Source organism: Micromonospora sp. DT228 (assembly GCF_049841595.1).
GTDB lineage: Bacteria > Actinomycetota > Actinomycetes > Mycobacteriales > Micromonosporaceae > Micromonospora.
In genome coordinates this window covers 296194-319259 of sequence record NZ_JBNCKO010000007.1, presented here as the reverse complement: position 1 = coordinate 319259, position 23066 = coordinate 296194, and the positions used below count along the sequence as shown (strand labels likewise).

At 71.6% G+C, this 23066-nt stretch carries 4 protein-coding genes; 3 read left to right on the top strand and 1 reads right to left on the bottom strand.

Annotated elements, in window-relative coordinates:
* Nucleotides 1-52 precede the first annotated feature (52 nt).
* The gene (locus tag ACLQ29_RS17190; RefSeq protein ID WP_425772586.1) at nucleotides 53-1147 is read left to right on the top strand and encodes a glycoside hydrolase family 53 protein; all 1095 of its coding nucleotides are present in this window, start codon (nucleotides 53-55) and stop codon (nucleotides 1145-1147) included.
* Nucleotides 1148-1223: 76 nt separating this feature from the next.
* Here ACLQ29_RS17190 and ACLQ29_RS17185 read toward each other — a convergent pair whose 3' ends face one another.
* Nucleotides 1224-2309 (bottom strand): hypothetical protein, encoded by a 1086-nt coding sequence (locus ACLQ29_RS17185; protein ID WP_425772533.1) that lies wholly within the window; start codon nucleotides 2307-2309, stop codon nucleotides 1224-1226.
* A 273-nt stretch (nucleotides 2310-2582) separates the two neighbouring features.
* Between ACLQ29_RS17185 and ACLQ29_RS17180 the strand changes: the two genes are divergently transcribed.
* The gene (locus ACLQ29_RS17180) at nucleotides 2583-5273 is read left to right on the top strand and encodes a hypothetical protein (protein ID WP_425772532.1); all 2691 of its coding nucleotides are present in this window, start codon (nucleotides 2583-2585) and stop codon (nucleotides 5271-5273) included.
* 237 nt (nucleotides 5274-5510) lie between these two features.
* Nucleotides 5511-23024: a toxin glutamine deamidase domain-containing protein gene (locus ACLQ29_RS17175; RefSeq protein WP_425772531.1), complete on the top strand. Its 17514-nt coding sequence runs from the start codon at nucleotides 5511-5513 to the stop codon at nucleotides 23022-23024.
* The last annotated feature ends 42 nt before the right edge of the window (nucleotides 23025-23066 follow it).

The following is a 23066-nucleotide window of genomic DNA, read 5'->3' as shown; positions in this document are numbered from 1 at the left end:
GTACCTCGTGAACACCTCTTCGCCCACACCGCACCGCCGCCCCAGGGCCCTGATCGGGGCGGTCACGGCCGGCCTCCTCGTCGTCTGCGCCACGCTCGGCGGCGCGCCCGCGCCCGCCTCCGCCGCGAACACGCTCAGCATGCGGGGCGCCGACGTCTCCTCGTTGCAGCGCAGCCTGGATCTGGGCGCCAGGTACTACGACGCCGGAGGGGTGGCCCGCGACCCACTGGACATCCTGAGGTCCGTCGGCGTCAACTACGTCCGCCTGCGTGTCTGGAACAACCCGGCCAGCGGCTACAACAACAAGAGCAGGGCGTTGGCCCAGGCGAGGACGGCCAGGGCGAAGGGCCTCAAAGTGCTTATCGACTTCCACTACTCCGACACCTGGGCCGACCCCGGCAAGCAGTTCAAGCCGGCCGCCTGGGCCGGCCACAGCCTGAGCCAACTGGGCACCGACGTGTACGCCTTCACCTACGACGTCTGCTCCAGCCTCGGTCGGCAGGGCACCCCACCGGACAGCGTGCAGATCGGCAACGAGATCAACGTCGGGATGCTGTGGAACGAGGGCAAGGTCGTCAACAACGACTTCGCCCCGCTGGCCGGGCTGCTGAAGCAGGGCTACAACGCGACGAAGGCGTGTGGCGGCGGCATCCCGGTGATGATCCACACTGCCAACGCCGACAGCACCGCCAACGCCAGGTGGTTCTACGACGGCATCCGCGCCCAGGGTGTGCAGTGGGACATCACGGCCCTGTCGTACTACTGCATGTGGCACGGCACCCTGGCGAACCTCTACAACACCATCGTCGACCTGCGCGGCCGCTACGGCAAGCCGGTGGTGATCGCGGAGACCGCGTACCCCTTCACCCGCGACAACGCCGACAGCGAGCCGAACGCCATCGGCAACGCGACGTGTGACGGCATCAGCGCGACCTGGTCCGGGCAGGCCCAGGAGTTCGACTGGGTCCAGAACACGGCCCGCAACGCGGGGGCCGTCGGCGTCTTCTACTGGGAACCGACCTGGTACGCCGTCCGTGGCAACGGCTGGGACCCGGCCAACATCAACGGCACCGGAAACCAGTGGGACAACATGGCCGTCTTCGACTGGTCCGGGCGGGTGAACCCGGGCGTGCGCTGGACGCCCTGACCCGCCGGGATGACCCGAAGGCCGTCGCCGGGCCCGGCGGCGACCTGGGGACGGCCACCGCCGGTCCGGCCCGGCGTCAGAGCCGGGAGGTGAAGGTGGCCAGGAAGCGGTGTGGGGTGACCACGCCGGCATTGTCGAAGCAGATCACGTCGACGTCGGCGTTCGTGGCGTACGGCCAGGGTTGGGTGAGGTGGCAGTAGTTGCTGCCGGCGCCCTGCGCGACCACCTGGACGTGTGTCTCCTTGAGACCGACCTGCGGGAAGGTCGCCAGGTAGCGGCCGGCGGGCGCCAGCGGCGCCACCGTGTTCGCGCCGACACCGAGCACCGAGTTGTCGTTTGTCGGACCGCCCACGGCGGTACCGAGGTAACCGAAGTGCGACGGTGGGGCCAGCGAGCCGATCACCGGCCGCCGACGGTGGTAGGAGAGGACGAAGTCGGTGTTGACGAACGCGCCGGCCTGGTCGTAGCAGAAGACGTACACCTGCACCCCAGTGCCGACCGCGGCCCAGGAGTAGACCTTGCACCGGCGCGGGCCCGCGTTCGGCTGCACGGCGGTGACCTGCACGTTGCCGGCGAGCACCCCGGCCAGCCCCACCCCGGGCAGCCGCACCAGGTACTGCCCGACGCCCACCGGTCCGGCCGTGTTCACCGCGCCCGTGGAGTTGTACGACTGCGCCAGCAGGGCGCTGCTCCACTGCACGTACGCGTGGGAGGTGCCGGCCGGCAGCACACCGGAGCTGGTCGTCCAGAGCACGGTGAACGGGGTGTCATCGCGTGTGCCGCCCGGCTTGTGGCACTGCACGTCGACGATCTCGTCGACGCCGGACTGGAACCAGCGAACCACCTCGCAGTAGTGCCCGGTCCGGTTCACCGGGGTCACGTGCGGCACGCCCCGCGCGCCGGCGCCCACCTGCGGGAAACGTACCTGGAACCGGCCCGGCGCGAGCTTGATGCCGGTGGCCCAGGCGGCCGGGAACGCGGTCTTCCAACTACCCCACTGCCGGCTGGTGTCCAGCACGGTCCAGACCGCGACGGTGGGGTCCTTGACGTACGCGAAGCCCCAACGGTCAGCGGTGGCCGCCGCGGCCGGTGCCGCCGGCACGAGTGCGCCGGCAGCCAGGACGGCGGCCAGTGCGGCGGTGACGAACGATCGGAGACGCATCTATTCCTCCACTCGACGGGAACATGTCGGAGAGGAGTGTGCGCGTGGTGACTCCATGGTCACAGTCGGCAAGCGTGTGCGGGGATGTCGGCTGTCCGCCACTCCTGACCGAGCTGCCGCACGAGCCTCCGGCGGTCTGGCCGCTGGCGGGGGATTTCCCCCGAAACGACGCCTCCGGTCGATGTCGCAAGCCGTGCCGGTGGCGATGCGTCAGTCTCAGCACATCGGGGTGCGGCTGGTTTGAGACCCCGACGAACTGGGGGGCCGAGGCGGATGGCGCTGCTGTGGTTGCCGCGCTGGCTCCGCCGACCGGTCCGCGCCGCACCGCCCCCCGGCCACGACCTCTTCGTGGAGTGGCACGGCTCGGCCGCGGTGATCTCACACGGGGACGATCCGCCGTCGCTGCTGTGGCAGCTGGTGCGTACCGCCGTCGCGGCGTCCGACGACGTGCTGGTCCTGACCTCCGAGCGCGCCGTGCGCAGCGCCGCCTGCGGTGGCGTGCTGCGCGGGGTGGTCGAGGGTGCGGCCCAGGAGTGGGGCGTCGGACGGGTCTGGGTGGCTGCGAGCGGCCTCGGCCGGCCGGACGAGGCGTACGCCTCCTGGCTGACCCGACTGGCGGCCCGCACCGGCGTCGAACTGCTCGCCCCGGACGGTCCCGTACACGCCACACCGGACGGCACCCTCTACGCGGCGGGCGGCACGGGCGCGTGGGGTTGGCGGTCCTTCCGGCCGGGCGCCAGCAGCCCGGTGGTCGGCAACCGCTACCCGGCCCCGTCCTGGGAGCCGGCGTTGCCGGATGAGGCGGTGGTGCTGCCCGGGCTGGTGGCCGATCCCGTCCCCGCCGGAGTGCTTCTGCGTGCCTCGGCCGCCGCACCCGCTGCGGTGGGTGACCCGGCCTACGACATGCCGGTGGACCGATACCGGCCGACGCTGCTCCTGCGCCATGTCGGCGAGCCACCAGCGGATCCCTGGTCGCTCGCCGGGATCTTCGCGGGTCTGCCGGCAAGGACGATCGTTCGGATCGAGACCGCACTGCTCGACCCGACGGCACCGCCGCCGCGCGCCGACTGGGTGACCGCACTCGCGGCGGCCCTCGACGAATCGGCCGCCGTCGCCGAGCCCGTCGGGGTGCCCGAGCCAGGCCAGCACCGACGTGCATCCGGCCAGTCACCACCCGTGCTGAGTGACGGTTGGGTACGCGCCAGCAGCCGTCTCTACCGCCACGCGACAGTGCCGGACCTGCTCGCCGAGGTCGTCCCATCCGGCGTCCTGCTGCGTACGGCGGGTGCCCGTCGGCCCGACGGCATGGCCTTCGTCGACCCTGCCGAGTGGGTGCTGGCGGTCGACGTCCGCGACTCCGACCGGCTCGTAGACCAACTGTGCCGGATGCTCGTCGCGGCCGGCGGAGCACCGGGCCTCACCCTGGTGGGGCAGACCGGCGAGGCGACGAGGGTACGCCTGGAAGCGGCGCTGCGCGCCGAGGCGGCACCCCTCGCGGGGCTGCCGGCGGACGTCGGGGCGACCTCGGCGACGGGCACCGGCCAGCCTTCCGTGGCGACCGATCGGCGGAGCAGCTTCGCGAACCAGGAGATGTTGGCGGTGCCGCTGTCAGCGCGTCCGCCGGCAGCGGCGGTCGAGGCCACGTCAGCGGAGGCCGCGGCGCAGGGCTGGCCGCCAGCGACCGCGCGCCAGTTCGTGGATCCGGCCAGGGCGGCGCAACGTTCGGCGGAGCCAGCGGTGCCAGCCGGGGTGCACCAGTTCGTGGATCCGGCCAGGGCGGCGCAACGTTCGGCGGAGCCAGCCGGGGCCGTGCACCAGTTCGTGGACCCGGCGGCGCCGGCCGCCGCCGCGCGGCGACGCGTGGAGTCCCTGCCGGTCGCGAGACGGCCGGCAGCCGCTGCCGAGGCGCTGCCGAGCGCTGGCGGCCAACCGGCCGTGCAGGATCTGACCGGCGAGCCCTCGCCCCCGCCTCGACCGGTCGCCGGGCCGCCACCGGTGATCACCAGCTCCGGGCCGTACCTGGGCGAGCCCGAACGCCCGGTTGTCGCCAGCGCCCCCGCCTCGGCAGGCGATATAGCGCTCACCCCCTTGCTTCGAGGCGCGCCTGCCACGTACCCCGGCGGGCGCGCGGCGCACCGTTACGCGCCGGCCGTGGCGGACCCCGTCGAGGACCGGGCCAGCACCGCGGCGGAACAGCGCGACCTCGCTGCCAGCCTCGGCCCGGCCTTCACCGACTCGATCACCACCGTCAACGCCGCCCTGGCCGCGTGGCCCGCGCTGCGGCAGGGCATCTCCGCGTCGGCGAAGACGGACTTCGTCGCCGTGCACGTATTCTTCGGCCGGTCGGAGGCGGGGGCGTCCCGGCTCAACGCGGGACTGCGGGCCGGGCAGGCACCGAGCCTGCCTGGCTACCTGCCGTGCCTGGTGTCCGGGTTGCGTCGCCTGCCGCCGTACCGCCGGGCGATGCTCTGCCAGGGGCGGGTGGCCGACCAGGCGCGACACCTCTACCCCGAGGGCGGCCTGCTGGTGGAGCCCGGGTTCCGCAGTGTCAGCGGCGCCACCGACCTCGCCGTGGAGGGTGCCGACGTCGACTACCTGGTCTGGTCGCGTACGGCGCGGCAGGTCGGCGCGCTTGCCGAACAGCAGGATCTGGACGAGGCGGTGTTCCTGGCCGGGGCCCGATTCAAGGTGCTCGCCGTCCGTGAGGGAGCGGTGGCGGCGGATCGTGTCGGCATCCCGACGACGGCCGTACTGTTGCGGGAGGTGTTGCCCGACGAGCAGTCCGCGTCCGGTCTGGACGATGCCGACCGGAGCGCTCTGAGTCGCCTGGAACGGGCGCTGACCCGGCGGAGAGCGGCCTCGCCTCGCCTGCTCACCGACGCGCACACCATCGAGCGGCTGCTCGGTCCACCGCTCGGTTACGTGGAGGAAACCGGGGTGTCCGTCGGTGCCGGCACCGACTGATCCTCCGGTCATGAGGGATAACCCCCAACTCCGCCGGTACGGCGTCGGAAACCGCCGCGTCGGCGGTCGCCGCCGCATGCTCATCCGGTGCGGGTGTGACAGGAGGGTGAAGCCGAGATGCGAACGCTGTCACTGCGACCGCGCGGCGGCCTGACGGCAGGCAGTCGGGGGAGCGTCGACGGGTCGGCGTGCGCCAGCGCGCCGTCGCCGAGCACCGGATAGCGGGAGCGGCCCGGCATGGACACCCCCATTCCTGACTGGTTGAACCACATCTTGAACTTCTTCGTCGGCGCGACCTGGCCGACGGGCAGTGAGAGCGGGATGCGGGCGCACTCCGGGGAGTGGGAGCACCTTCGGGACGTTCTGGATGCGGCCCAGGAGACGCTCGTGGCTGAGCGTTCTCGGGTGCCGAACGTGTTGAGCGGAATGTTCGCTGACGGGGTCACTGAGTCGCTGGACAGCCTCGTCGATTATCTCGATCAGTTGCGGTCGACTGCGGAAAGCATGCGGAAAGACCTGAAGAACGGTGCGGCCGAGCTTCAGGAACAGAAGATCCTGCTGGTGGTGCAGTTGGCGCTGTTGGCCATCCAGTTGGCCTGGCTCATAGCGTCGCTGTTCGGAGCGTTGGCGATTCCGCTGGTGGTTGGTGGGTTTCGCGCCATCATCACCGCGATTCTTCGCAACCTCTTCGTCGAGGTCGGGCAGGAGATCGCGCAGGAGCCGCTGCTGATGATCGTGATCCAGGCGGCGCAGGACGCCGATGGGGTGCGGGAGGGCATCGACTGGAACGCGATCGAGAAGTCTCTGATTCAGACGGTGATCGCGGGTGCGGCTGCCGGTCTGACCAATTCCGCTGCTTCGGGTGTCGTCGACTGGGCGGCGGGGAGGATCGCCAAGGTCGACCGGGTGGGTGCGGACGGCACGCTCTACATCACCGACGGTGTGTTCCGGTCCGGCGCCCTCTTCACGAAGGGCGCGGCGCAGGCGGCCGTGGCGATGCCGGCCGAGGCCGCCGGACAGGCTGCGGTGGGGGCGCCGATCGAGTGGCGGTGGGGGACAGCGACCAGCGCCTTCGTCGGTGGCCTGTACGAGGGCAACGCCGCTACTCCGGGGCAGTTGGCCGACGGCCTCAACCTGCCGGACCGCAACGGGTACGACAAGGCGGCCTCGCTGGGCGGCGACGGGCAGCAGGGCGGTGGCGACTCCGGCGTCAACGGCGGGCAGGAGAAGTCGACGGGCGAACCACCCGCCTACTCCGTCGTCGACGACAACAACAGCGCTATCGACTGGGACAACGAGAAGTTGGTCGGTGACGAGAAGAGTGACGCCGGGACCGGAGACACGTCGCCCGCCACCGACGAGGTTCGGCAGTCCCTCCTCGGGGACGGCGGTGTCGGCACCGGGCTGGGTGCCGGGCTGGGTGCCGGCGCGTCGAGCGCAGCGGATCAGCAGGCGTCGACAGACGCGGGAACCGGCGGCGTGTCGGAGGGTAGCGCGGCAGGCTCCGGCGTTCAGTCGTCCAACGGCGATGCCGGCGTGGCCGTCAGTCGTGGGGCGGGGATTGCCGATGGCGTAGCGAGTGGTGGTGTGGCGGACGGCCACGCGGCGGCCGGTGGCGTGGCCAGTGGTGGTGTGGCAGACGGTGGCGCGGCGAGTGGGGGTGTGGCGGCTGGTGGCGTGGCCAGTGGTGGTGTGGCGGCTGATGGCGCGGCGAGTGGGGGTGTGGCGGGCGGTGGCGTGGTGGACGGGAGTGCGGGGCAGGGTGCCGGCAATTCCGTAGGCCACGGCGGGACGAATGTGGCCGGCGGTGTCGCGGGCACGCCAACCGGCGATGGCGTCGCTGATCGGTCGGGCGGAGGGCTCGGCGATGGTTCGGTTGTCGGCTCGAACGAGGATGCCGGCCACCTGTCGGGCGGTTTGCCGGCCGAGACCACGGTTGGTGGCCAATCCGGCGAGGTCGCGCAGAGGGACGGCGCTCGCGTCGGCGGTGACCAGATCACCGGCGGCCAGTCCGCGGCCGGAGCCCCCGAAGCCGATGGTGCTGGTGGTGCGTCGCGGGGTGGTGTGGCGTCGGGTTCGGAGCAGGCTGATGGTGGTGCTGGTGGTGCGTCGCGGGGTGGTGTGGGGTCGGGCTCGGGACAGGCCGACGGTGGGGTGGCGTCGTCGGGTGGCGCGGCGTCACCGGTGGGTGACGCTGGCGGTGCCCGAGTGGAGGGCCAGCAGCGCGCACAGGTGGGCGCGGGCCAGTCGATCGATGGCGGCGCCGCCCGATCGGGGCCTCCGACCACGGTGGTCGGGGGCGACGGTACTCATGGGGCCGACCGTGCGACCACCGACCCGGGCAGCTCAGCCGACCTGCGGACCGTCTCGGACCCCGGTGTTCAGCAGACACTGGGCTTCGGCACCGACCGGTCGGACGGGGCGGATCCGGCTCTGCCGCAGTCCGCAGAGGCCCCGGTGGGCAGGAGCGATCCCCGCAGCGGCGATGTGGAGCGCCTGCTGGCGTCGTCGACCCAGGATGTGTCGCACGTGGTGGCCAACACCCGTGCCGCGTTCGAGGGTGCGCAGGACGCGATCATCGGCGCGCTCCAGGCGTCGCCGCCGGACCGGGCCCCGGAGGTGGCGGCCGCCCGCGACGCAGTCCGGTCGGTTCAGCAGTCGCTGACGCACCTGGAGGAGTCGCTGCCGAGCCTGTCGAAGCAGCAGGCGAGGGCCGACATCGCGCGGGTGTTGACCGCCTACGACGCGGTGCACCAGCAGGTGCGCAGTGTCGCCGGCGCGGCGCTCCTGCCGTCGGTCGACACGCTCGTCGGCCTGAGCCGCCCGGAGGTGGTGGGCGGAGACCGCTCGGCGGTGCCGACGTCGTCCGATCAGCGGTTCCAGCAGGCCGCTGTCGACCAGGTCGAGCATCTGCCGGCAACGGCGCAGTCGCCGGCCAACGAGTCGAGCAACGGACCGGCCAGCGAGCCGGCCAATGAGCCGAGCAACGGACCGGCCAACGAGTCGAGCAGCGAGCCGGCCGGCATGGGCCCGGTCGGGCAGGGGTCGGACGGGGCCGCCCCGGAACGCGGCGATGTGGATCCGCGGTTGTGGTCGGCGGTGGGCCAGTTGCCGGCCTGGGACAGGGCGGCGGACTGCGCCGATCGGGTCGCGGGGGTGCTGCGCCGGGTCGGCGTGCCGATCGTGGCCGAGGTGGATGGCCCGCGAGCCCGGGATGTGGTGGCCCAGTCGCTGGGCGGTTGGTTCGGGCCGGCGGGTGGTGTCGGCCGGTTGGCGGGGTTGACCGTTGGTGCGATGACGCCTGTGTGGTTGCCGCCGTCGGGCAACGGCGAGACGCCGGCGCACATGGCCCTGGTGTGGCGTGCTTCCAGGTCACGGTTAGTGCTGGTGGAGACGCAGGGGGACGTCTCGCCGGACGGGTCCGACAGTCGGTTCGTCGACTTCGAGATGGATCGCCCGCCGGGGCCGGTGCGGCTGGTGTCCGACGCCGACGGCGCGTTGCGGCAGGTGGACCTGACGAGCGGCAAGGTGCTGGCCGGGCCCGCCGAGTCGGCGCTGCCGACGCGTGGTGACCGGGTGGCGGACGCCCTCCTCGACCGGGTGCCGCACACCCACGAACCAGGCCTGATCGGCGGCGAGCTGGAGGGTTATGTCCGCATCGGCGCCCCGGTGCGCCCCGCGACAACCGCCCAACAGGAGGCGTGGCTGGGCGAGACCATCGCCACGGTGCACTCACTGGGGCTGAGGGTCAAGGGCGAGACCAAATCCCCGGTGTACGGCCGCTACTCGGACCGTTGGTACCCGTCTCTCGCTCATCTCCGCGCGGTCGAGGGACGGCATTACCAGGGTCACCAGCAGGAGCTGTGGCTCGCCGCCGAGGTGGTCTACGACCCCGGTGCGGCGCTGCCGGGGGAGGAGGGAACCGTCCCCTTCACCGTGGCGCAATATCACGGCCTCGGGAAGGCGCTCATGCGGTGGCTGCAGGACGCGGGACGCATCGGGCTGACGATGGGCGAAGCCCTGCAACCGTCCGCGGACTGGCAACGAGAATATCTCGGCCACTGGCGCGACCAGGTCCCACCGGAGAGCCGCGACTACGCCGACGCGTTGTACCAGGCGTTGCAGACCCCGGACAACGTCCAGGTCGAGCAGGGCATGGCCGATCAGCCGCTCTTTCATCCGACAAACGTCCATGGGCAGAACATCAACCTGCAGCTCTCCGCGGGCGGATCCCTGGCGGCGCTTCCCACCTTGATGAATTCCGCCCAGTGGGACGCCGCCGGCCTCGGCGTTGCCACCGCCGGCGTCGTGTCGGAGGCGGTGGGGGTCGCCGACCGGATTGCCAGGCGTCTGATGGCCGACTTCGTTCGCTCCCTTGCCCCTGGGCAGCCACTCTCCCCGACCGACATCGAGGACCTCATGCAGTTCGAGGAGCCGACGCAACTGCATGGCGCCCTCGTCCAGGTCCTGACGAATGCGACAGGTGAGGTGATCGGTCCGATCGCCGGATCCAATATCAGCAAGAACTCGGTGCTCCTGCTCAGCCGGCAAGACATGATCCACTATGGCGCGAACCTGCCCCCGGCGGTGCGTGACTACGTCAGCCGCAACATCCTGGACATCACCAACGGAATCGAGAACGCCTACCGGCAGGAACAGCAGGGCCTCGATGGTCACCCGGCCGAGCAACAGGGACTGTCGTGGATCGACGCCCTGTACCGGGTCTCCGGCACGGACCGGCGGTATTCGGTGCGACAGCTGATCCAGGAGGGGCTCACCGGCGTGCCGGTGGTGAACATCAGCCAGGGTGACCTCTTCGGAAAGCTGGCCAGCTTCCCCCCACACCTGTCGCCCGACGGCAGGCGCGCGATCTTCGTGCTGGAAAAGCGGAACAACCGCGCGCACCAGGACGCCACCCCCGGGGTGCAGTACGACCCGTACACCACGCTCGACAGCACCGACGACTTCGTCGCCGACATGCTCGCCCTGACGAACGAGGCGCACGAGGTGGCCGAGCGTGCCCGAGCCCGCTCCGAGCAGTGGGCACCCACGGAGACCGCGCCGTTTGGTGGCGTCCAGGCGGCGGCACAGGCGTACGGCGCAGCGCACGGCCAGCTCACGCCGATACCGAACTCGGTGCTCAACGTCGACGCACAGGGCAACTACTGGCAGTCGACCGCGCAGGGCTGGGAACTGGTCACCGATCCGGATCTCGGCGGCTACGCCAACAACCCCTGGGTCTACGCGCAGACGAGCATGCAGAGCAACTCCACCGCCCGGGTGGACCATCTGGTGCCGGCGACCATCGACGGCGTGCGGCACGCCGCACAGGAGGTCCTGGACCAGCTCGACGTGTTGACGGGTCGGATCGAGTCGGCGTTGCGGGAGGCGCTGACCGACCAGGCAGGCACGGCGGACGGCCCGGACCGCGCCGAGCAGGTGGAGACGGCCAGGGCGGTCCTCGACGCGGCCCGGCAGGGGCTCGCCGGTGTGGTCAGCTCGGACCAGAGCCGTTCGGGGCCGGCACGTGAGCACTTCCGCGACGCGCTGCTCCAGGTGGACCACGCCCGCCACGAGGTGAACCGGGCGACCGGCGCGGAGACCGTGCCGACTGTGGAACGCCTGCGGGGCGCGGCGCCCGAGACAGTTGACACCGACGTGACCCCGCCTTCGTCCGGCGTGCTGCCGACGTACACCGTGGGTTTGGCCCGCGTCGACGACGCCGCGCAGCTGGTGGCGGCGCTGCCGGGCAACGCGCAGGACATCGTGCAGGCGTTCGTGTCGCTCCGGGACGACCGGCTGGATGACATCAGGACCGCGCTGGGACAGCCGGGCTCGTCGGCCGCCTTTTCCGCCGTCACCGCGTTCGACCGGCGACTCTTTGCCCTGGAAGCGGGCATGGCCGGCATGTCCGAGCAGACGCTGAGGGCTGGCCTCGTCGACCTGGTGCGCGACTATCGGGTCGCCCGAGGTCAGCTGCTGGCGCTGACCCATGACCGGGACCTGCTCCCGCCGGTCGAGGCGATGCTGGAGTCGTCGACCTCGGACGACGACACACCGACCGGCAAGGGGAAGGGCAAGGCGACGTCGAACACCCGCGGCGCCGGGGGGCAGGGCTCGTCGGCGACCGGGGGCGGTGGGGTTGGCCGGCCGTCGAGTCAGGGCGGTGCGAAGGGCGCGGACGGTCCGGGCAGTGGGGCTGGGCGCCCGTCGGGTCCGGGCGGTGGCAAGGGCGCGGAGAGCCGGGGCGGGGTCCGGGACGGCGGTGACGAATCCACCCCTGCCCCGCGTATTCCCGATGCTTTCGCCGACCATCCCCAGGACGGCGAGCTTTACCCCAATCCGGAGATCCACGCGATGCTCCGGGAGACCAAGCTGCTCCTGAGTTCGGTGCTCGAGCCCGGGCAGCGGGACGCCCAGCACTTCGCCGACAAGGCCGACAAGAGCCTCCGGGACCACCGGGACGAGGTACGGGCGGCGACGCAGACCAGGAACGACCTGGCGAGTGCCGAACAGACGGTGCGGGACCGGCAGCAGCAGACGGATGCGGCGGTGGCGGCGCTGCAGGTCAGCCAGGGCGAGGTGGCCGCGGCAACGAAGGCGCTGGCGGACGCGACCGAGCAGCTCGCAGAGACCGAGCGGCAGCACGACGCCCTGCGGGAGACGCGTGCGGACGCCGAACGGGCCCGGGCCGAGGCCGAGGCCGACCGGGCCGCCGCGCGAGCCGAGATCACCAGGCTGGAGGACGAGCGGGACACGGCGCAGGACCGGTTGGAGGAGATCGAGGAACAGCTCGACAACCTCAGCCAGGAGCGCCTCGCGACGCTCGCCCAGGATGAGCGTACCGCCGGTCAGCGGCGCCGCATCCACCTCATCGAGGAACAGTCCCAGCTCAACGAACGGCTCGACGCGATCGTCGGGGAGGGACGGCAACAGGGCGCCCGGGGCAGAGCAGCCGACGCCGCCCTGACCAAGGCCAGGGCCACGATCACCACGACGGACAAGAGTCTGGAATCGGTGACGGCGAGCCTGCGCGAGCAGCGCGCCGCCCTGGACGGCGACGACGGGCTGCGGGCACGCCTGCGCCACGCCGAGGAGGAGCACGCCGAGAACAGGGCCACCGCCCAGGCCGCCACGGCGAGCCGCGACGAGGCCGCCGCGGAACGGGATGTGCTGCGTACCGAGGTCGAGCGCCTGCCCTCCGAGACGGACCTGGCGAACACCACGACCCGCCTGATCCGGGCGGCCCGGGACGCCGGCGTGGTGCGTGACACGGCCACGGCGCGAGCCGAGGATGCCCGAGAGGCCCTCGACGAGTGGCAGGACATCGCCGACGAGCGCGAGTCGGACCTGACGATCTTCGGCGATCGTGACGAGGCCGAAGGCGACCGTAGCTACCTGAGTATCGGCGCCGAGGGCGTGATCACCGAGCAGGCCGCGGCTCGGATGCGGGAGCTGGCGCTCGCTGCCGTCCGCCCGCTGGGGCGCTGGACTCAGGAGGCGGAGATCCAGGGCGACATCGCCCGCCTGACCACACCGATGGCGTTGGTGGACGATCTGCCGTCCTCCACCGGGCGCAGCGGCTCGGTACAGGTGGTCGGAAGCGGCCGCCACGCGGTACGGCTGACCTTCCACTCGACGCTCACCCGACACGACGAGCGGGACCTCGCCCCGGACTACCCGCCGCCCCCGGTCAGCCAGGGTGAGAAGCGGCGCTTCTCGGATGTCTCCTCCACCAGTAGCCACAGCAACATCAACTACCGCGATCTGCCGCTGCCCATCCAGGAGTTCCTTGGTCTGGGGACGACCGGCCCGCTGCGGGTGCTGAACGTGTCGGCGGTGCCCCGGCTGACCCACAACCGGCAGACCCGCACCGCCTTCGTCGAGACCGGCACGGGGCCGGCGACCATCGAGCGACTGCGGGAACCAGGACTGGCGCACTTCTACACCTGGGAGATGAGGGTCACGGCGGAGCCTGCGGCCCGCCAGCCCCGGCTGGTCACGCCGCCGGGGCGACCCACTCTCGACGATCCCGACGACCCCTGGCAGGACATCGAGGGCGACCCGGAGTCGAACAGCGTACGCGAGCGGTTGGTGGTGTTCTTTCCACAGCACATCGCCGTACCGGACCCTCCGGGGGATACCGTGGCGGACGACGTGGCTCTCGCCTCGTACCCGATGTCACTGGACACGCTGCACGACCCAACGGAGCTGCCGCTGCGCATCCTGAGCGAGTTGCCCGGTCTCATCGCGGAGGCACGCGCCCGGAGCAGGGCCGCCGGGGGCAGGAGCGCCGGCGGTCGGCGCGCCGGCCGTGGCGCGCCGGCCGTGCGCTCGCCCCGCCGTGGGCGGCGGCTCGGTGCCCGGCGGGGGCATCGAGCGGGGCTGCTCAACACGAGGTCGCAGAAGCACGTTTTCAGCTTCGCCGGGCACGGCAACATGCACAACGTCTTCCAGCGGGTGCGCGACGGGGCTGCCTACAGCGACCCGATCCACGACGCGAACGGCAGACTGCTCGGCGTCCTGCGCCTGACGGGAGTGCCGTTCAAGGATGACACCAGCCGTATCGTCAGCCGGGCCAGCGACAACTCGCTGGAGTTCCTGACCGAGGCGCAGATGACCGAGCGGGGATCGGTGGTGCTGCGCAACGCTCTCGACCTGCCGGTCAGCGCAGGCGTGACAGTCCTGAAGGCGCCGACCGAGGAGACCAAGACTCCCGGCACGTTCCTGTCGGGCGGCCCCTCGGTCACCCTCGGCCTCGGGACCGGTGTCACCATCGGCCACAACAGCGGGGCGGTCTCGTTCGTGGGCCGCGGATTCCGGTCCGGCCGGGAACCCGACCCGAAACGCCCCGGCATGGCACCCGATCCCACGGCCACCAAGGCGATCCGACGGGGCATGGTCGCCGACGTCGGCATGAGGTGGAAGCTCGAACTGATCACCGGCGGGAAGGAGCGGCACGCCACGCCGCCCTCCCGCACGTGGTCCGGGAACTCCGCCGGCCATGGCGCCCGGGTGCGATACCTGCCGTACACGCTGCGCGACGCGGACAAGGTTCGCCACCCACCGCGCGGCGTCGTCGACGGGGACGGGCCCGGCATGGCGGTCTTCAAGAACTTCACAGTGGCTCCCCAGGGGACCGCCGCGGATCCGCGACCGGACCTGGACATGCAGGTGGAGGACTACCTGCGCAGCGAGGGGTACCTGCCGAAGACCGCGCCGGGCACCGAGCTGTTGGCGAAGAACCACAGGCGTCTGCTGGAGACCAGCTCCGGTGCGCACCGGATCGGCATGATCGGTGCCCTGCGCGGCACCGGCCTGTGGGTGCCCTACGACAAGCTCACCGCCTCCGGCACGCACCGGAAATGGATCAAGTACTTCATCCCCGCCGACCAGGACCCGGAGGTGGGGTACGAGGGCCTCACCGACGAGCTCGGCGCCAACATGACCATCGACTCGTTCTTCCGGCTGGACAGCTTCCGGTCGATGTTCCGGTCCAAACGCGCCGCCCTCGACGGCAACATCAGCCTGCCGGTCCGGAAGTGGCTGAAGAACCTGCTGCCCGGCTGGACGAACTCGGTGCTCAGCGGCACCGTGATCGGCAAGACCTGGGAGAACATCACCTCCCTCGGGTACGGCCAGGTCCCTGGTCGATCGGTGGTCCTGGACACCGAGCAGGACCAGGCGATGCACAAGTTCGTCCTCTCCACGAACCTTCGCGCCGAGGCCTACGACGAGGGCCACGACACACCGGACGAGACGTTCGCACCGGGGGACCAACCCGTCTCCTACGAGGCGTGGGTGCCCGACATGCGCGTGCTGACGGCACCCGCGCCCCGGCGTGAGCCGATCAGTCACCGGCCCCTCACCGACTTCGACCACGCCATGCTGAGCGTCGGACCCAGCCTGCCGAACCTCGCGGGCATCGACGCCGTGCGCGGCAGCGCCGCGCTCGACAAGATGTTCGCGGAACTCGCCACGAGCCAGTTCGCCCCGCTGCAGGAATGGCTCAGCAACCTTCCGGACATACTCGTCGCACGGTGGTCGAAGCTGATCGGCAACAACCCCGGCTGGCCGACCACCCTGTCCGCGCACACCCGCCGGGTCTTCATCAGCGAGGAGCGGCTGCTGGCGGTGATGGACGTGGTGCTGCGCGGCGCGCACTCCTCGGAGCAGGCATTCGAGCCGGGCCTCCTCGCCGACGCGGAAGGCCGGCACGAGTTGCAGGCCTACATCCATCAGGTGCCCCGATATGTGCCACAGCCCCGGGACTACGAGCTCTACGTGGAGGACGGGATCCCGGTCACCGGCACCAGCGCGTTCACCCGGAGCCGGGAGGAGACGCGGTACCACAGTGGAGGCGCCAATGTGGTGCACCCCTACGGCAACGCGCCGAGTGCCACGTACCTCACGTCCACGCGTGAGCGTGTCAGTGAGACCAAGACGCTGGCGGGCACCGACTACCGGATCAACAACATCAGCGCCCGCGTCTACACGATCACCATCCCGGTCACGATGGTCGGCACCTTCACCGGCGCCTCCCGCAACCTGGTGAGCAGCCTCCGCTCACTCTTCGGCGGGATGTGGGAGGCCGCACTGCCGGCGACGGCGTCGGACAGCGCGATCGACGTCGAGGACGGCATCCAGGCGCTGGTCAGCATCCTCGACATGGCGACCATCTGGCGGGATCTCGAACGGTCCTGGCCCGACGTCGACGACTTCGCCGACATCGACGGCAGGCCGGCCGACTTCCAGCGGCCTGTCGACTTCATCGCGGGGCTGCCCCCCGCGCTGCACGCCCAGGTCAAGGCCGCCCTCGACCTGTTGCCCCCCGAGCCGGGCGAGAAACCGGGCCCGGACGCCGTGTACCCACCACGACGGATCAGCCAGCGGCTGGGCCTGGGTGACGCCTCGGTGCTGGACATCAGACTTCCCGCCGGTCGGGAGCTGCTGCACCACACGCTGCGCAACCTGAAGGTGGACGCCGACGGCGCCACCGACCTGGGTTCCAACAGCTACTCGGCCGGGCTCTACGACTGGATCACCCTGCACGCGTCGAGCATCGTGACGCGCGGCGACATCCGCCGGTACTTCAGCTCCGGGCCGTCCCCGTACCCGGTGGTGGTGACGCGGTTCCAACGCGCGATCACCCACCTGGGCGGCACCATGGTGGTCGACTACAAACTGCTTGCCCGCCCCGACCCACTGCACGACTCGCTGCGGCTGCACGGCCGGAAGATCCCCCACCAGATCGACCCCTCCACGACCGGCGCCGTCGACGAGAACGGTCGCCCCTTCGATCCGGTACCCGCGCCGGAGTCCGACATGGAGATGCACGGGACCCACCTGGAGTCCCGGGGCAAGGCGACACAACGGGTGAAGTCGCACACCGGTCGCCTCTCCGGCCCCGTGCACACGAGGGCGCAGCGGCACAAACCGGTGCGTCTGATCGGGGGGACTCCGCAGATCGAGCTGTCTCGGCAGCGGAGCGAGGCCGACCTTGAACGGGACCGGCAGGAACCGCGGGTGATCACCAAGTCCAAGGGTGGGCTGGCCCGCATGTACTACCCCTTCGAGATCAGCGTCGACGTGCAGGTGATGACACTGAAGGATTGGCTGATGACGGCGGTGACGCCGACCATCTTTTCCTGGGCGAAGTCGCTCTGGACCAATCCGGCCGCCGAGGCGGGTCGGCAGTCTTGGCTGAAGGCCGGCGCCGTGCTGGAGTTCATGGCGGCCGACGGTTCCACCCAGCCGCTGGTGCCGCACGGTACGGGACGCCCGCCCGGGGTCACGGTGTTGCGCGGCGACCCGGCGGGGCGGGAGACCCTGCACGGGGTCCGGATCAACCCGACCTCCCGGGCCAACGAGATGGGCGCGTTCACCCTCGGCGTGCTCCGGTCCTTCCGTCCCACCGAGGGATTGGGACCGGAGTTCCGGGTGAGCTGGTTCAGCGGCCTGCCCAAGCTGCAGGAACTGGTGCTCGAGGTGCTTCCCGGCGTCAACCAGTGGGAGCTCGCCGGGTTCGTGGACGGGGAGGTCGGCGGGGGCAACCTCTACTCGTTGCTCAAACGCGGCGGAGTCGAACAGACCTTCCCGAGCGGAGGACTGGGCGTCGGCGTCGACGGCACGTTGACCATCAAGACGATCGCCGCGTCGCCCTGGCGGCTTCCCGCCGAACAGCACAAGCCCAACCCCGGCGACCCCGATGTGCCTGTCGACTTCGTGCCCGGCCACGACGCCAGCGCGGTGTTCGAGTACTTCCCGATCGTCGGCAAGGTCCTGACCTCCACCAGCCAGGTCGAGCAACGACTGACCGTGGCGCTGGCCCCGCTCGTTTCGCTGAACCAGGGCGACGGGGTCCGGGCGGCGAGCAACCCCACTGTCACGTCGCGCCAACTGGACTCCGGCGACGCGTCGGGCGACAGCGGCGGTGGCACCAGTTCGGCTGGTCGGCCGGAGTTCGGCGCGGCCCCGGGCGGCCAGAGCTTCATAAACTTCACCATCCTGGGCGTGTCGTTCATCGGCTCCGAGACCATCGGCGCAAGCACGCAACTGCGCTGGTCGGACCGGCGCGGTCGGCGTTTCGCGCCGGCCAAGACCGGCTCCCACGAGGAGAAGCACCCGGTCGTACTGCGCCAACGCGACGTGCTCTTGGAGATCACCGGCGAGACCTCGACGGTGTCGAGCGTCGTCCGGGAGGGCATCGTCGACACGGTCCGCAACGCCGGCCAGGCCGTCGGCGACGCGGCCAAGTGGGTCGAGGATCTCGCCGGCTTCGGCGGGTCCATCGACGCCCTCGCCGAGCGGCTGAGCCCGGATGCCCCCACGGGGAGCAAGACCACGCGGACCCGGCTGCTCGCCGGCACCGTGGAGACCCGGATTCCGTTCGCCCTGGTGGACCCCGGCCGGCAGGTCGATGCGGGCGTCTACCTGCCCGGCGCGGCCGACCGGGACACCCATGTCGACGCCATCGAGGGGCTGCGGGGTCACCCGGACGCGCCGATGGTGATCGGCCGCGGCATCACCGTGGACGGCACGACCACCATCGGCGGCCGAACGGCCGCGCAGGTCCTGGACACGTTGGAAACGGCGGGCGTCTCCCGGAGGTCGCCCCTGGTCGTGATGGCCGGGACGGACCGGGCGTTCGTCGAGGAGCTGTCTCGCGGGTGGGTCGGTCCCGTATTCGCCAACCGGCATGTCGTGGTCGACAAGGACGGCCAGGTGCTCGGCTACACAAACGAGGAGGTCCGCGAGGGCCTGCGAGCGGCGCACAACTGGGAGGAGTTCCAGGGTGGTCGGTTCCGCAAGCAGCTTCCCTCGCACAACCTCGCCGACGTGCTGGCCGAGCGGTACGGCGCCGACACCCGACCGCCGGCTCCGGTCCGTACGGAGTCGCAGCCGGTGTCCCTGACGGCACCATCGGCCAGCCAGCCGCTACCGCCCGACCACCAGCCCTACGAGGGTGCACCCAAAGCCGACGGTGTCGGGCAGCCCAGGGGTGTCCTGAAGGCCAGCGGCGGCGGGAAGGCCAGCGGCGGCGGGAAGGCCAGCGGCGCGGGGCGGCAACGGAGGGTGCACTGGGCCTTACCAGAGGATTCCAGCCCGGCTGCCGGCCCGTTCACCGGTCCCCCCACCGGTCCCCCCACCCCGGGGCCCGGGCCGGGGGGTGGTGACCTTGCCGGTGCGACGCCTGCCGACCGCAGCGGGTGGACCGAGGTCGGTCCGCCCCGGGTGGCGAGCGAGGTGCTGACCAGGCATCCGTATCTGCGATCGAGCGGCACGGAGCCCACCACCCCACGGACCGACTGCGTCTTCGCGTCGATGGTGACGGACCTGCGGATACGCACGGGGGGCCAAGGCTCCTTCGTCGTCCCGGAGTCGGTGGCGACCGAGGTGGGCGTGCTGTCCTGGTACGCCGAGCATCCGCTGCGGGACGTCGCGGGCTTCGACGCGGTCACCGAGGCGATGCGCAACGCGGCTGACGGCGCCGCCGGCATCGTGGTGGTCAACGGTGCCGACGGCGACGTGGCGCACGCGTTCAACGTGTTCCGCGACGACGACGGCGAGGCCACCTACTGGGACGACCAGACCGGCCAGCCCGCGACGGCGCCTCCGGATCCGTCCCGGATCCGGTTTGTGGCCACCACCGAGGGCGTACCCGACCCGGTCGCGCCCGCACCGACGGACGGCGCAGTGAACCTGGCCGGAGCGTCGGCCGACGACGGGCCCGGCACGCTGGCCCCGCACCGGTGGCCGGCCGACGGGTTCGTCAACAATCCCGACGAGTTCCGGGCCGTCGAGGACGATGTGCGTCACCGTCTCGACGTGGGTGACGATCCCCTCCCGTACCGCACTGGTGGCGTGCTGTCCGGCCTCGCGCCCGGCGTGGACGCCGCGCTGACCCTGACCCTGGGCCTCGACCCGGCGGATCCGGCGCGTGCGTCGGTCGACGGCGTCGCCGTGGCGGCGCGGCTGCGTCGACCGGGGAACGTCACGGTCGCGCCCGATGGCAGCACGGTCACGATGCGGATCACCGACGACTCCGCGGACACCTGGACCGACCTGCGGGAGCTGGTCCGCCACCTGCGCTCCGCTGGCGTACGACAGGTGCAGGGCGGCATCGAGGCCGCTCTCGACTCCGCTGGCGACACGCAGGGCCTGGCCACGCTCGTCGACGGGTACGCGGCCGAGTGGGGCGTGCTGCTGGCGGCGACGGCCGATCCGCACACGGCGCCCGGCGCCCTCCTGCTCACGCCCGACGCGATCACCGCGCGGATGCCCGCCGCGCGGCTGGACCTCGGCACCATCCAGGCGCAACTCGCCCTGGTGGTGGCGGCGCGGGCCGTGGACCACACTTCGATCGTGGCAACGCCGGGCCCCAGCGCCGTTGCCCGCCCGTCCGCCGCGCGGGCCCTGATCGACCAGGTCGGGGCCGGGCCGGCACAGCGACGTGACCTGGCCCGGCTCTTCCACCTCGGCGGCCGGGTCGCCCCCGACGGCGAGACACGGTCGGAGCAGGCGGGCGTACCCGGGCAGGGGTCGAGGGCCCTGACCGGTGCCGGCCTGCGTCGGTTGTTCGGCGAGGTCGTCGCCGCCGGCCGCGGCGTCGATCCGGCCGGTCTGGTGACGGTGGCGGACTGTCTCGCGGTGGTGCAGGCGCTGGTGTCGCGGCTGTTTCCGGGTGGCCCTCTGGCGCATGCGGTCCGGGTGCCTCGGACGCGGGACGACTCGGATCCCGGTCGGCCGGCGGAGGCGTGGCTGGGAGATCGGCGGGACTGGGAGCGGTTCGACGGCTGGGACGGGCTGACGGCGCGGCTGGGCGCGGACGACCTCGGCCGGCGGTCGGTGGCGGTGGTGTTGGTGGAGCGGACGCGGTCGGGGTTCGGACACGTGTACGCCGCGTACCACACGGCGGACGAGGGTGTGCTGTGGCTGAACCTGACCGATCCGGGGGCGGCGCCGCGGGTGGGTGCGCCGGCAGAGACACCGGGGGAGTACGACGCCGATGTCCACGCCCGTGCGTTGGTGATCGGTCCCGACGGTGTGGTCCGCGGCGGCGGCACGTCCCGGCGGTCGCTGGCCGAGGCCCTGGTGGATCCGGTCGGCAGCAGGGGGTACCGCGGCGGCGGGCTGGAGGGTGAACGCACCATGCCGATGGACTTCAACGTCGACGCCATGGCGCGGGCGCGTTCGGGCAGCATTCTCGCCCGCGCCCGCGACGGCAGCTTCCACATCGAGGTGGAGACGAAGCAGCTGCACCGCGCGGCCGAGGAGGCCGAGGACGGCGAGCCCCGCGGCTATGTGCTCCCCGACGATCCGGCCGCCGGCGACCCGGCGTGGATCGCCGTGCCCGAGCTGGTCACCGGGATCATCAGCAACCTTCCCGGCGAGCAGGGCCGGATCGAGGACACCGAGGACTTCTGGCGGCAGCTTCAGGAGCTGGAGGACCGGTTCGAGGCGGTCCAGGGGCCTGCGGGCCTGCCCACTGTCGCCCTGCCCGCGACTCTCGCCTCCGCCGAGGTGGTGGCCGAACCGGCGGCCAGCGGGACGATCGGTCCGCCACCGCGAGGTGACGGGGGTGGTTGGCACTGGCACATCTCGATGGGTACGCCGATCGAGCGCCTGTCGCGGTTCCTGGCGCACGTCGGGGAGCGCACCTGGCGCGACAGCTCGGTCACCTACGAGTCGGCCCCGCTCGGTCTGCTCGCCTATCGCACGAAGGAGAACCAGCAGGACGGGGTCGCCTTCGGTGATCGCGAGGCAGAGCACGTCCTGCGGTATTTCGCCGGTGCGGGTCAGGTGCCCAGCGCCCGGGTGCTCGACGCGATCAAGGGTGTGCTCGCGCTGGTGTACGCGCACACGGCCGGGGCCGCCGAATACCTGCTCGCCCCGATGAGCCTGACCAAGGCACACGTCGCCGCCCTGTCCCGGCCCGCGTTGGGCCTCTACATCCGACAGTTGCCCTGGTGGGCGCGGCTCTATCTGAGCGATCAGGCGGACGCGATCCACAACCGCTTCGCCCAGTTCTACCTCGACCACAACAACGGCTACCTGGACGAGCTCGGAGCCGTGGCCGGCGCGGGGGTCGGTGTGCGGCTGTCGAGCCGTCAACAGCCCTGGACCGCGTCCCGCGCCGCACCACTGATGTCGCCGATGATGTACCTGCTCTCGGCGCTGCACGGGAAACTGGTCGACCAGCAGCACGTGTTCCCCGGGATGACGACGCACGACCAGCTCGACACGGCGGACGGCAGCCTTTCGGCCGAGCTCGGCGTGGTGGAGGTGCGGTCCTACGGGGCCCGCCGGGGCACAGTCGCGCAGGCCCGCGTGTGGTACCAGGAACTCGCCGGCCTGGCCCGCGACCTGTACCTGGAGGTGAAGGACCTCCCACCGCTGCGGGACGAACCGCTGCCGGAGGCCGGGCCGACCACCACCGCGCAGGCGCGCCCGGTCACGGCACCGCTGTTCGAAGCCGTCAGCCGAGCCCTCGCCGACGACCTGTCGGGCGCGCTCGACGCGCTCGAGCCGGCCCGCCGACACCTGACGGTCAGACAGCGGGCCCAGTGGGCCAGGCAGCTGACGTCGCTGCACCACACGCGGGTCGTGGCGGACAGCCCGGGAGCCGGAAGTGCGTTGCTGGGTCTCGCCGCCGAGATCGCGATGCCGATGATCGGCCTCTGGCTGGCCGCGCCCACCTGGGAAACCGCGAAGCGGGAGTGGCAACCGCTCAACGACATCCTCGCCGTCGACGGCGGCCGGCAGCTGGTGCCCTTCCTCCAGGAGATTCTCCTGCCGGACGATTTCGACGACCCGCCCTGGCAGACGGTCGGCGGTGGCGGCGAGGCCGCGCATCAGGCGGCGGACGCAGTCATCGACCTCGCCAGTGCGGGCGTCGGGAACGAGGCGCTGGCGCTGCTCGCCGCCGACGGCGCCGAGGCCCGCCAGGACGCGTTGCGCGCTCTGGTGGCCAAGGCCGACCTGGATGAGTACGACAGGTTGCACCGGCTCATCGAGGTGGCCAGCCCGCCCGCAGCCGACGTCGCGATGCTGACGGCCCTCGGTCGTGCTGCCGGTGACGACGTCGACGCGGCGGAGCTGATCATTCGGGACACGGTGGTTCACCTCGACTCCACGTCCCGCAACTACTGGATCCATCGGTTGAGCCACCTGGGCGAGCGCGGCGACGTCGGTCTCCCCGAGGTGGACCGGCTGATCCTGCTCATCGCCGACGCACCGGAGACACAGTGAACGGCTCGGGGCCGCATCTCGTTTGAACAGGCGCGTCCGGCG